This is a genomic window from Pelagibius sp., assembly GCF_028289705.1.
In the GTDB taxonomy this organism is placed as follows: domain Bacteria; phylum Pseudomonadota; class Alphaproteobacteria; order Kiloniellales; family Kiloniellaceae; genus Pelagibius.
This window is the reverse complement of the sequence record NZ_JANQOI010000113.1, coordinates 1-10831: the sequence shown is the minus strand read 5'-3', so window position 1 is coordinate 10831 and position 10831 is coordinate 1. Positions and strand designations below refer to the sequence as shown.

General features: G+C 67.3%; 10 protein-coding genes. 7 read left to right on the top strand and 3 right to left on the bottom strand.

Annotated elements, in window-relative coordinates:
• A partial coding sequence (locus tag Q0996_RS15145; RefSeq protein ID WP_299621368.1) for a DegT/DnrJ/EryC1/StrS family aminotransferase occupies window positions 1-414 on the top strand: 414 nt, incomplete at its 5' end.
• Between the two features lie 5 nt (window positions 415-419).
• On the opposite strand, the gene Q0996_RS15140 is transcribed toward Q0996_RS15145, so the two are convergent.
• From Q0996_RS15140 to Q0996_RS15130, 3 genes are read right to left on the bottom strand one after another with little or no spacing between them, the layout of a single operon-like run.
• Complete coding sequence (locus Q0996_RS15140) at window positions 420-1391, bottom strand: M14 family metallopeptidase (protein ID WP_299621365.1); 972 nt, start codon at window positions 1389-1391, stop codon at window positions 420-422.
• Window positions 1392-1445: 54 nt separating this feature from the next.
• Window positions 1446-2978, bottom strand: coding sequence for a M81 family metallopeptidase (locus Q0996_RS15135; RefSeq protein ID WP_299621363.1), 1533 nt, complete (start codon window positions 2976-2978; stop codon window positions 1446-1448).
• Entirely contained in the window at window positions 2978-3937 is a 960-nt protein-coding gene (locus Q0996_RS15130; RefSeq protein ID WP_299621360.1) for a LysR substrate-binding domain-containing protein, read from the bottom strand. Before Q0996_RS15130 ends, Q0996_RS15135 begins: the two co-directional genes overlap by 1 nt.
• Before the next feature lie 282 nt (window positions 3938-4219).
• On the opposite strand from Q0996_RS15130, the gene Q0996_RS15125 reads away from it, so the two are divergent.
• From Q0996_RS15125 to Q0996_RS15100, 6 genes are all read left to right on the top strand, one after another.
• Window positions 4220-5824 (top strand): ABC transporter substrate-binding protein, encoded by a 1605-nt coding sequence (locus Q0996_RS15125; RefSeq protein ID WP_299621357.1) that lies wholly within the window; start codon window positions 4220-4222, stop codon window positions 5822-5824.
• Between the two features lie 128 nt (window positions 5825-5952).
• A complete protein-coding gene (locus Q0996_RS15120; protein WP_299621355.1) occupies window positions 5953-6930 on the top strand; it encodes an ABC transporter permease in 978 nt (325 codons plus the stop codon).
• Window positions 6927-7868, top strand: coding sequence for an ABC transporter permease (locus Q0996_RS15115; protein ID WP_299621352.1), 942 nt, complete (start codon window positions 6927-6929; stop codon window positions 7866-7868). The genes Q0996_RS15120 and Q0996_RS15115 overlap by 4 nt, the downstream gene beginning before the upstream one ends.
• Window positions 7865-8869, top strand: coding sequence for an ABC transporter ATP-binding protein (locus tag Q0996_RS15110; protein ID WP_299621349.1), 1005 nt, complete (start codon window positions 7865-7867; stop codon window positions 8867-8869). The genes Q0996_RS15115 and Q0996_RS15110 overlap by 4 nt, the downstream gene beginning before the upstream one ends.
• On the top strand, window positions 8866-9885 hold the full coding sequence (locus tag Q0996_RS15105; RefSeq protein ID WP_299621346.1) for an ABC transporter ATP-binding protein: 1020 nt from the start codon (window positions 8866-8868) through the stop codon (window positions 9883-9885). The genes Q0996_RS15110 and Q0996_RS15105 overlap by 4 nt, the downstream gene beginning before the upstream one ends.
• Complete coding sequence (locus tag Q0996_RS15100; protein ID WP_299621343.1) at window positions 9875-10759, top strand: N-formylglutamate amidohydrolase; 885 nt, start codon at window positions 9875-9877, stop codon at window positions 10757-10759. Before Q0996_RS15105 ends, Q0996_RS15100 begins: the two co-directional genes overlap by 11 nt.
• Window positions 10760-10831 lie beyond the last annotated feature (72 nt).

The window sequence follows — 10831 nt, the reverse complement described above, 5'->3', positions numbered from 1 at the left end:
AACAGCCGCCTCGACAGCCTGCAGGCGGCGATCCTGCTGGCCAAGCTGGACGCTTTCGAGGATGAACTGGCGGCCCGGGCCCAGGCCGCGGCCTGGTACGAGGCGCGCCTCTCGGCCCACTTGCGCACACCCTTGCCCCCGGGCAACGATCGCTCGGCCTGGGCGGTCTACGCCATCCGCTCGCCCGAGCGCGACCGGCTGCGCCGTGCCCTCAGTGCCGCGGGGATCGCCAGCGCCATCTACTACAGTAAGCCGCTGCACCTCCACAGCGCCTATGCCGGCTACGGCGGCGGTACCGGGTCGTTGCCGGTCTCCGAACAGGTCAGCAGCGAAGTCCTCGCCCTGCCGATGCACGGCTATCTGGACGAGGCCACCGTCGAGCGGGTCTGCGATACCCTCCTGGCTGCCCTGTAGAGGCCTTACACCGCTTCGACGTAGCGGCCGAGCCGGACCGCCGAGGCGCCGGGATTGAGGCGCCGCGACGGCATGATCAGCACGCAGTCGTCATAGGGCGTGGTCACCGGGGTCTCGCCGTCGTAACCGATCACCGTGCCGGCAGAAGGGATCACTTCCAGGCCGCGATAGTCGTCAACAAAGCGGAATTCGGAGGTCTCGATGGTGATGGGCCCGGTGACCTCGATGAAGCGCTGGCGCGGCAGCTCGACATCAGCCAGTTCGTCCGCCGCCCAGTCCGCCGCGACCACCCCCTTGGCCAGCAGGAAGCGCAAGGCCGTGTGAATGGCGAGCGGTCCGGCGGCCGCCTCCCAATGCTGGCCGCACTCCATCAGCAGCGCGTTCTTGGGACTGGCCGGATCGGCGAAGCCTTCGTAGTCGCGCATCCGCTTGCCGGCGGCATGGCCGGTGTCGGTCACCACCAGCTCCGGCAGGCCCACATCCCGCGCGAAGGCGCGCCCCTTGGGCAGGGGCCCGGCCATCATCAGCGGCGGGGTCTTGTGCTGCATGGAGTGGATGTCCAGCAGGAAATCCACGCCGTCGAGATAGGGCCGTACCTGGCGGGCGCGGCGCAGCTCGACGGAGTCCCGCTCTTGGTTGTCCAGCGTCTCGGCAGCCCAGAGGCGGTTGAAGTCCTCGTCGACGAAGCGCGAGGCCGTCGGGTCGGCGGGATCGAAGCTGTCATAGGCCGCAATGTTCATGAAGCCGAGGGAGAGCGAGCCTTTGAGCGGCTGGACACTGTTGCGGAACAGCCAATCGAGAGCGATGGCGCCGCAGACCTCGTTGCCGTGGACCACCGCGGTGATCATCACATGGGGGCCCGGCTCCGCCGCGTCGAAGCGGGTGATGTAGTCGATGCCCGTATTGCCCGCCTTGTAGGGCGCGATGTCCGGCGCGGTCAGTTCGATGGGGTAGCTGTCTTGGGCTTGCTCGGGCATCGATAGGTTTCCTCTCGAAAATGGTCTTGCATCGACTTCAGTTGCGGCAGCGGCTCACCCATCAGCGGTGATTTCCGCCATCGGTTCGGCTCCGGCCTCGCGGGACAAGGGATAGAGCCCCGCGGGGGCGTGGCGATAGGGCAGGCTGGAGAGATCGGCGGGCCCCCAGTCCGGCGTGTCGACGATGAGGATCGCCGCCGCCAGGGGTTCGTAGACGGCCCGGAAGTGGGTCTTGGAGCGCAGCAGCAGGATGTCCTGCTCGGCGAAGTCGATACCGAACTGCTCCAGGGCGTCCAGGTCGATGGCCGAGGTACAGACCGAGGTCACCGAGACGGTGACCGAACCGATGCGCAGAAGCGCGGCCTCGCCCAGGTCGATGCGCCGGCCCCGCCGCATCGGGCCGGTCCCGACAAAGCACTTCTCGCCGGCCCAGAGTACCTCCGCCTGCACCGCCAGCGCTCCGCCGGAGCGCTCCGAGCTCTTGCCGCCGAGTGTGACGCCGATCCGCGCCCCCGCGCCCGCCGCGACGGCCCGGGCTGCCGTCTCCGGGTCCCAGAGGTAGGGGCAATGCACCCGCAACCCGCTGCCCCCCTCGATCAGCCGGCGCAGGCACCAGGTCGAATCGTTCATGCGGTCGGCGTGTTCCAGCACCACAACGGGCCTGTCCGCGCGGCGCGCCAGGTCTTCGGCCGACCGCAGACCCTCGTCCAGGTCATGGACAAGATCTTCGTGCAGCAGGGCCTCCCGGTTCTGCCAGATGCGCGCGGCCAGCGCCTCCGCCTCCCGTTGGGCCAGGCCGCGGTCTCCATCGGCCACCACCGCCACGGAAAAGCCGAGGTCCGGTGTATCGGCATAGGCAAAGCCGCAGAACACCGAGGCATCGATGATGCCCGGCCGCTCCGCCGGGAGATCGACGGAACAGGCGACGATTTCCGACAAGGGTGCGAGGCTGGTGGCAGTGAAAATACTGGACAAGACCAGGGGCACCTTGACCATGGCCAGCCGCGGATCGCGGCGGCCCGCCAGCTTGTCCAGCAGGCAGCGCGCGGCGCGGGCGCCGGTCTCGGCCATGTCGATGTGCGGCGAGTAGTGGAAGCCGAACAGCGCATCGCAGAGTTCGGCGGTGCGCGGCGAGAGATTGGCATGGAGGTCGAAGGCCACCATCACCGGCAGTTCGGGCCCGACCTGCCGCCGCAGCGCGTCCAGCAGATCGCCTTCCGGGTCCGGGCGGCTCGGCGTGGTCATGGCGCCGTGCAGGAACAGCAGCAGCCCGTCGAGGGGCCCGGCCTCCGCGAGACGCTGCAGCAGTTCGTCACGGACCCTTTCGAAAGCCCGGTCGCTGGCCGGTCCTGCCGCCGAGCAGTCGGTGTAGACCAGGGGCACGATCTCGGCGGCCGCAGCTTTCAGAACCTCGACGAAGCCGCCGCCGGCACTGGCGCTGCCTACCAGGGCGTCCACCAGGCCGGTGCCGCGCCGGGCCTGCCGCTCGAAGTCTTCAACACCCGTTTCCCGCGGCAGGAAGGACACCGATTCCAGCGCGAAGCCGCCGATGGCGATGCGGGGAGGGCTGGCCGCCTGGGCTTGCATCAAGCCTCGCCCAGATAGAAATCGGGCATCTCCTGTGCCAGGTGCTTGCGCACCGCGGCGATCAACTGCCGGGCCGGACGGGAAAAGCCCCGGTCCGCGAGGTGCAGAACCCCATAGCGGTTGATCAGGCGCGGCTTCAGGGGACGGGCTTCCAGGCTGCGGGCGCTGCCGCCGCCCCAGGTCAGCGCGTTGACCACCGCCACGCCCTGGCCCATGCGCACGAGGTCGCAGATCGTGCTGGTCAGGTTGGTCTCCGCCCTGAGGCGCATGGGCACGCCGGCCCGGCGGAACATCTGCTCGATCCGGTGCCGCGAGGAGTAACGCCGTGTCATGGTGATCAGAGGTATCTCAGCCAGATCCTCGACTTGCACCGCCGGCTTCTCGCTCAGGGGATGATCCGCCGGCAGCAACACCACGCTTTGGGTTTCGATCAGCGGAATGGTGTCAACCCCTGGGTGACTGTCCAGCAGGGAGGCAAAGGCCATTTCGATCTGATCGCGCAGCAGCCAGTCCATCATCATTTCCGACAGGCCGGTCTCCATGGTGAGGATTAGATGCGGATGGGCGCCGAGGAACTGGTCGAGCAGACCGCAGATCACGGCTTCATAGAGCATCGGCGTGACCCCGACGCGCAGGCGGCCGACGCCGTGGCGGCGGACGTCCTCCGCCGAGCGCCGGACCCGCTCGATCCCGTCCAGGGCCCGGCCCACGTCGACGGAGAGACGGTGCGCTTCGGGCGTCGGCGTCAGCTTGCCCTTGGCGCGGTGGAAAAGGGAGAAGCCAAGCTCCGCCTCGAACTGCTTCAGGAGGCGGCTGACCGCCGGCTGCGAGACCCCGAGGTGGCGGGCCGCGGCGCTGACCGATCCGGCATCCATAACGGCATGGAATGCTTCCATCATGCGGGCCGTGGGCTGGCCTTTGGCGTCACCGGGCCTCTGCGATTCCAGTATGGAGCTCATAACATTATATTATAGGCGAATTGGCCGAAACGGCAGATTTCTCTAGCAGTTGATCCCTCTCAGGGCAGTGCCGATTTCGCTTTGACAGCGACGATAGACAATCCCATTATATGCGGCAAGGTTCCGCCGTCGAGTGTGCAGGCGTCTGAAGGCGCCGCTCCATGAACAGGACGGAACCATAATGAAGCTCCGTGGGCCGTTGAGCCGCACGGTTCACGGGAACAGGCGCAACTTCGTCATCTGACATTTTCGTCTTTGGCAACGTCTTTGGGGAACGAACTCATGCGAAAGAGCACTCTTCTGTGCGCAGTCTCGCTGGCCGCTGTCCTGGCCTCGCCGGCGGCCGCACAGGAACTGACCATCGGACTTTCTTCGGAGCCCTCGGCTCTCGACCCGCACTACCACAACCTCGGGCCCAACAACGCCATGCGGCGGCACATGTTCGACTCGCTGGTGCTTCAGAACGAGGCACAGCAGTTGAAGCCGGGCCTCGCCGTGTCCTGGAAACCGACCGACGACACCACCTGGGAATTCAAACTGCGCGAGGGCGTCACTTTCCATGACGGCTCGCCCTTTACCGCCAAGGACGTGGTCTTCACCGTCTGCCGCATCCCGGCCGTGGAAGACAGCCCTTCGTCCTTCACCGTCTACACCAAGGCGATCACGGATATGCAGATCAAGGATTCGCATACCCTGATCCTCAAGACCGCCAAGCCCTATCCGCTGCTGCCGGTGGAGGTCTCCACCTGGGGCGTGCTCTCGGCGGCAGCCAACGGCGTGACAGGCGATATCGGCTTCAGCACCGACGGCTGCACGGGCATCGACTCCTTCCCGAAAACCCAGGCCTTCAACGACGGCTCCCAGGCCAACGGCACCGGGCCCTTCAAGTTCAAGCAGTTCACCCGCGGCGAGAAGATCGTTCTCGAGCGCAATGAGAACTACTGGGGCGACAAGCCGGCCTGGCAAACCGTGACCTTCCGGCCCATCACCAGCAACGGCCCGCGCGTGGCCGCCCTGCTGGCCGGCGACGTCGACATGATCGACAAGCCGCCGCTCCAAGACCTGGAGCGCATCAAGTCCGAGGGCTTCGATGTTGCCCAGGGGCTCTCCAACCGGGTCATCTACCTGCACTTCGACCACGAGCAGGAGCCGACCCCCGGCATCGACGGCACCGGCGGCAAGAACCCCTTCAAGGACATGCGCGTGCGCCAGGCCGTCTCCAAGGCCATCAACCGCGAGGCCATCGTCGCCCGCATCATGGGCGGCGTTGCCGTCCCCGCCGGCGAGCTGCTGCCCCAGGGCATGTTCGGCTCGACCCCCGGCGCCACCCACGAGGCCTATGATCCCGAGGGGGCCAAGAAGCTGCTGGCCGATGCCGGCTATGGCGACGGCTTCGAGCTGGTCCTGGGTTCGCCCAACGACCGCTACATCAACGACGCCCAGATCGCCCAGGCGGTGGCGCAGATGCTCACCCGGGTCGGCATCAAGACCGAGGTCGATGCCATGACCAAGAGCACCTTCTTCGCCCGCCGCAACAAGTATGAGTTCAGCCTCTACATGGCGGGCTGGGGCTCGGGCACCGGTGAGATGTCCTCGCCGCTGCGCGCGCTGGTGGCGACCCGCAACAAGGACAAGGGCATGGGCGGCACCAACCGCGGCCGCTACTCCAACCCTGAACTCGACGCCATGATCGAAGAAGCCCTTGCCGTCGTCGACGACGACAAGCGCGAAGCGATCCTGCGCAACGCAAGCCAGGTGGCGATGGAGAACTACGCCATCCTGCCGCTGCATTACGAGGTGACCCCTTGGGCCTATCGCAAGGGGCTCAGCTACACACCTCGGACCGACCAGTACACCATCGCCACGGGCGTGAAGCCGGCGAACTGACGGTCGAATGGGAAGACAAGGGCGGGGCCGCGGGGTCCCGCCCTTTCCCGCTGGTGTGTTGACGGACGCCGACTGAGCGCCCCGCGCCCGCGAGAGTGGGCCCGGCGCCCCGGCACAGGGAACCGCCGATGCTGGTTTACTTCCTCCGCCGCCTGGGCCAGAGCCTCTTCGTCATCGCTGCCATGGCGGTGCTGGTCTTCATCGGCGTCTATGCCATCGGCAGCCCCATCGACATGATGATCTCGCCCGATGCGGATCAGGCGGAGATGGAGGCGGCGATCGCCCGCCTGGGCCTCGACAAGCCGCTCTGGGAACAGTTCTTCATCTTCGTCACCAATGCCCTGCAGGGCGACCTCGGCAACTCCTTCGTCTATGCCACGCCGGCGGCCGAGCTGATCATCTCGAAGCTGCCGGCGACCCTGGAGCTGGCCTGCCTCGCCCTGCTGTTCGCTATCTTCCTGGGCGTGCCGCTGGGCATGATCGCCGGGCTCAAACCGAATTCCCTCGCCGGCAAGACCATCATGACCGGCTCCATCATGGGCTTCAGTCTGCCGAACTTCTGGCAGGGCATGATGCTGATCCTGCTGTTCGCGGTGATCCTGAAGTGGCTGCCCTCGACCGGCCGCGGCGACACCGTCGACCTCTTCGGCGTGCCGGTCTCCTTCCTCACCGCCGACGGCCTCTCCCACATGCTGCTGCCGGCCATCAATCTTGCGCTCTTCAAGACCTCCCTGGTGATCCGCCTGGCCCGCGCCGGCACGCGGGAGGCGGCGCTGCAGGACTATGTGAAGTTCGCCCGCGCCAAGGGCCTCTCCCAGCGCCGCATCGTGCTGGTGCACATCGCCAAGAACATCATGATCCCCGTGGTCACCATCCTGGGCCTGGAACTGGGCAGCATGATCGCCTTTGCCGTGGTGACCGAGACCGTCTTTTCCTGGCCCGGCATGGGCAAGCTGCTGATCGACTCGATCCAGGCCCTCGACCGCCCGGTGGTGGTGGCCTACCTGATGCTCACGGTCTTCATCTTCATTCTCATCAACTTCGTGGTCGACATGCTCTATTGCGTGCTCGATCCGCGGGTGCGCCTGTCGGAGGCCAAGGCATGACCGATACGGCAAAAGCCAGCGACGCCATCGTCGAAATCGAAGAGCCGGAGGCCAGCCCCTGGCAGAGTTCGCCCGCCGCCCGCTTTGCCGCGGAGTTCGCCGAGAGCCCGATTGCCGTGGCCAGCCTGGTGCTGGTGATCTTTCTGGCCGTGCTGGCGGTCTTCGCCGATTTCATCACGCCGCAGGATCCCTACGACCTGCTTCAGCTCGACATCATGAACGGCGTGTTAGCTCCCGGCGAGGCGACCTTCGACGGCAGCCAGACCTTCTGGCTGGGCACCGATCCGCAGGGGCGCGACATGCTCTCGGCCATCGTCTACGGCCTGCGCATGAGCCTTGGCGTCGGCGCCATGAGCACGGTGATCGCGCTGACCATCGGCATGTCCCTGGGCGTGCTGGCGGCCTATTTCGGCGGCAGGGTCGACACCGTGATCATGCGCCTGGTCGACCTGCAGCTTTCCTTCCCCACCATCCTGATCGCCCTGATCCTGCTGGCGGCCCTGGGCAAGGGCGTCGACAAGGTGATCATCGCCTTGATCGCCGTGCAGTGGGCCTACTACGCGCGCACGGTGCGCGGCACGGCTTTGGTCGAGCGGCGCAAGGAGTACATCGAGGCCGCGACCTGTCTCGCCCTCTCCCACCGGCGCGTCGTCTTCAATCACCTGCTGCCCAACTGCCTGCCGCCGCTCATCGTGGTCGCCACGGTCCAGGTCGCCAATGCCATCGCCCTGGAGGCCACCTTGAGCTTCCTGGGCCTAGGGGTGCCGATCACCGAGCCCTCCCTCGGCCTGCTGATCGCCAACGGCTACGAGTACATGCTCTCCGGCAAATACTGGATCTCCTTCTTCCCAGGCATCGCCCTCCTGGTTACTATCGTAGCCATCAACCTGGTGGGTGATCAGTTGCGCGATATATTAAACCCGAGGCTGCGGCGATGAGTGACAGGAACGGCGGGCCGACGATTTCGCTGCGCGACCTGAAGACGCACTTCTTCACCAAGGAGGGCGTGGTCAAGGCCGTCGACGGCATCAGCTTCGACGTCGCCAAGGGCGAGGTTCTGGGGCTGGTGGGCGAGTCCGGCAGCGGCAAATCGATCACCGGGTTTTCGATCCTGGGGCTGGTGGACCAGCCCGGGCGCATCGTCGACGGGGAGATCCTCTTCCAGGGCCGCGATCTGGTCCAGCTCCCCGAGGAGGAGCGCCGCAAGCTGCGCGGCTCCAAGATCGCCATGATCTTTCAGGATCCGATGATGACCCTGAACCCGGTGCTGCGCATCGACACCCAGATGACCGAGGCGGTGCTCGCCCACCGCGACGTCTCCAAGGAGCGGGCCCTGGAAATCGCCCGCGAGGCCTTGGTGAAGGTCGGCATCGCCGCGCCGGACGAACGCCTGAACTCCTATCCGCACCAGTTCTCCGGCGGGATGCGCCAGCGCGTCGCCATCGCCACCGCTTTTCTGAACGAACCGGAGCTGATCATCGCCGACGAACCGACCACGGCCCTCGACGTCACGATCCAGGGCCAGATCCTCTTCGAGGCGCAGAACCTCTGCCGCGAGACCGGCACCGCCCTGATCTGGATCACCCACGACCTGGCGGTGGTCGCCGGCCTGGCCGACCAGATCTGCGTGATGTACGCCGGCAAGATCGTCGAGCAGGGCACCGTCGACCGGGTGCTGGATCAGCCGGCCCATCCCTATACCGCCGGCCTCATCGGCTCGGTGCCGGGGCGCAACCAGCGCGGCAGCCGGCTGTTCCAGATCCCGGGCATGACCCCCTCGCTGCTGAACCTGCCCTACGGCTGCGCCTTCCGCAGCCGCTGCCCCCACGCCGATGTCGCCTGCGAGGAGGAGCCGCCCGAGCGCCCCACCGCCGACGGCCGGCTGGTGCGCTGCATCCGTCCGCTGGCGGGCGAACCGCAAGGGGGAGAGGCGGCATGAGCGACGCGGCATTACAGGAGAGCCCGGCGCCGATCCTCTCTGCCGAGACGGTGAGCAAGCGCTTCGTCAAGCGCCTGGACCTCGCCGGCAAGATCGCCCAGCGCCTGGGCGCCGACGTCCGCGAGGAAACGGTGCACGCCGTCGACGGCGTCAGTCTGTCGGTGGCGCCGGGCGAGGTGCTGGGGCTGGTGGGTGAATCCGGCTGCGGCAAGTCCACCTTCGGGCGCATGGTCGCCGGCATCCTGCCGCCCAGCGAAGGCGCCCTGCAGTTCGACGGCGAGCCGATCTGGCGCGACGGCAAGGTGGGCTCCCGCCAGACCGCGCTGGCGGTGCAGATGATCTTCCAGGACCCCTTCGCCTCCCTGGACCCGCGCATGCGGGTGCTGGATATCATCGGCGAGGCCCCGAAGGTACACGGCATGGTGCCGGCCAAGGAGATGGAGGACTACGTCGCCGACGTGATGCTGCGGGTCGGCCTCGACGCCGACTTCCGCCGCCGCTACCCGCACCAGTTCTCCGGCGGCCAGCGCCAGCGCATCGGCATCGCCCGGGCGCTGGCGGTGAAGCCGCGCTTCCTGGTCTGCGACGAGGCCATCGCCGCCCTGGACGTCTCCATCCAGGCGCAGGTGATCAACCTCTTCATGGACCTGCGCGAGGATCTGGACCTCACCTACCTCTTCATCAGCCACGACCTCTCGGTGGTGGAGCACATCTCCGACCGCATCGTGATCATGTACCTGGGCCGGGTGGTCGAGGTGTCGCCCACCGACCAGCTTTTCGACGAGCCCAACCACCCCTACACCCAGGCCCTGCTGGCCGAGGTGCCGCGCATCGAGCTGCGCAAGCGCGACTACCAGCCGGTGAAGGGCGAGATCCCCTCCCCGCTGGACCCGCCCTCCGGCTGCCACTTCCATCCGCGCTGCCCCTTCGCGACGGCGCGCTGCGCCACCGAGCGCCCGGCGCTGAAGGAAATCGCCCCCGGCCGCTGGTCGGCCTGCCACCTCAATGACGGCTGAACTGCGGGCCGACGCAGCGCGCCCGCCCTTCGACGCAGACGCCTACGATTTCTTCGAGGCGGCAACGCCCTCGCCTCTGTTCATCGACTCGCCCCATTCGGGCCGCGTCTATCCCCAAGACTTCCGCGCCGCGGTGCCCGAGCGTGTGTTGCGCGGGGCCGAGGACTGGCAGGTGGACACCCTCTTCGCCGATGCGCCGGAGGCGGGCGCAAGCCTGCTGGCCGCCCGTTTTCCCCGCGCCTACATCGACCCCAACCGCCGTCTCGACGACATCGACCCGGCCCTGCTGGACGGCCCCTGGCCGGAGCCGCTGAACCCCGGCCCCAAGACCGCCCTCGGCATCGGTCTGTTCCGCGCCAAGACCGGCGACGGCAAGCCTCTGCTCGACGGCGCGCTCTCCGTCGCAGCACTGCAGCACCGCATCGAACGCTGCTGGAAACCCTACCGCCGGGCCCTCGCCGAGAAGCTGGATGCGGTCCACGCGCGCCACGGGCAGCTCTGGCATCTCAACGTCCACTCCATGAAGTCCGTCGGTACCGCCATCACACCGGACGGGCCCGGGACCGAGCGCCCGGACGTGGTGCTGGGCGACTTGGAGGGCCGGAGCTGCGATCCCGCCTTCACCGCCTTCGTCGCCGAGCGGCTGCGCGCTTTCGGCTACAGCGTCGCGGTGAACGATCCCTACAAGGGCGCCGAGATCCTGCGCCTGAGCGGCCGCCCGGCCGAGCACCGCCACGCCCTGCAGATTGAAATCAAGCGGGTGCTCTACATGGACGAGGCGACCATCACCGCCACCGAGGGCTTCGCGCCGCTGCGCGCCAACCTGAAGCGCCTGGTGGCGGAGCTTGTCGCCTGGACAGGGCAGGCCGCGTAAAACCCATCCCCCCTCACCCAGCTCCGGCTAGGTTCGATCTGCGATCTCACCAAGCCTGCGCAACCCTCTCCC

What these genes read in the sequence shown, in the direction of transcription:
- Q0996_RS15140 (WP_299621365.1), bottom strand. Translation starts at nt 1,391, where the DNA reads ATGCCCGAGCAAGCCCAAGACAGCTACCCCATCGAACTGACCGCGCCG.
- Q0996_RS15135 (WP_299621363.1), bottom strand. Translation starts at nt 2,978, where the DNA reads ATGCAAGCCCAGGCGGCCAGCCCTCCCCGCATCGCCATCGGCGGCTTC.
- Q0996_RS15130 (WP_299621360.1), bottom strand. Translation starts at nt 3,937, where the DNA reads ATGAGCTCCATACTGGAATCGCAGAGGCCCGGTGACGCCAAAGGCCAG.
- Q0996_RS15125 (WP_299621357.1), top strand. Translation starts at nt 4,220, where the DNA reads ATGCGAAAGAGCACTCTTCTGTGCGCAGTCTCGCTGGCCGCTGTCCTG.
- Q0996_RS15120 (WP_299621355.1), top strand. Translation starts at nt 5,953, where the DNA reads ATGCTGGTTTACTTCCTCCGCCGCCTGGGCCAGAGCCTCTTCGTCATC.
- Q0996_RS15115 (WP_299621352.1), top strand. Translation starts at nt 6,927, where the DNA reads ATGACCGATACGGCAAAAGCCAGCGACGCCATCGTCGAAATCGAAGAG.
- Q0996_RS15110 (WP_299621349.1), top strand. Translation starts at nt 7,865, where the DNA reads ATGAGTGACAGGAACGGCGGGCCGACGATTTCGCTGCGCGACCTGAAG.
- Q0996_RS15105 (WP_299621346.1), top strand. Translation starts at nt 8,866, where the DNA reads ATGAGCGACGCGGCATTACAGGAGAGCCCGGCGCCGATCCTCTCTGCC.
- Q0996_RS15100 (WP_299621343.1), top strand. Translation starts at nt 9,875, where the DNA reads ATGACGGCTGAACTGCGGGCCGACGCAGCGCGCCCGCCCTTCGACGCA.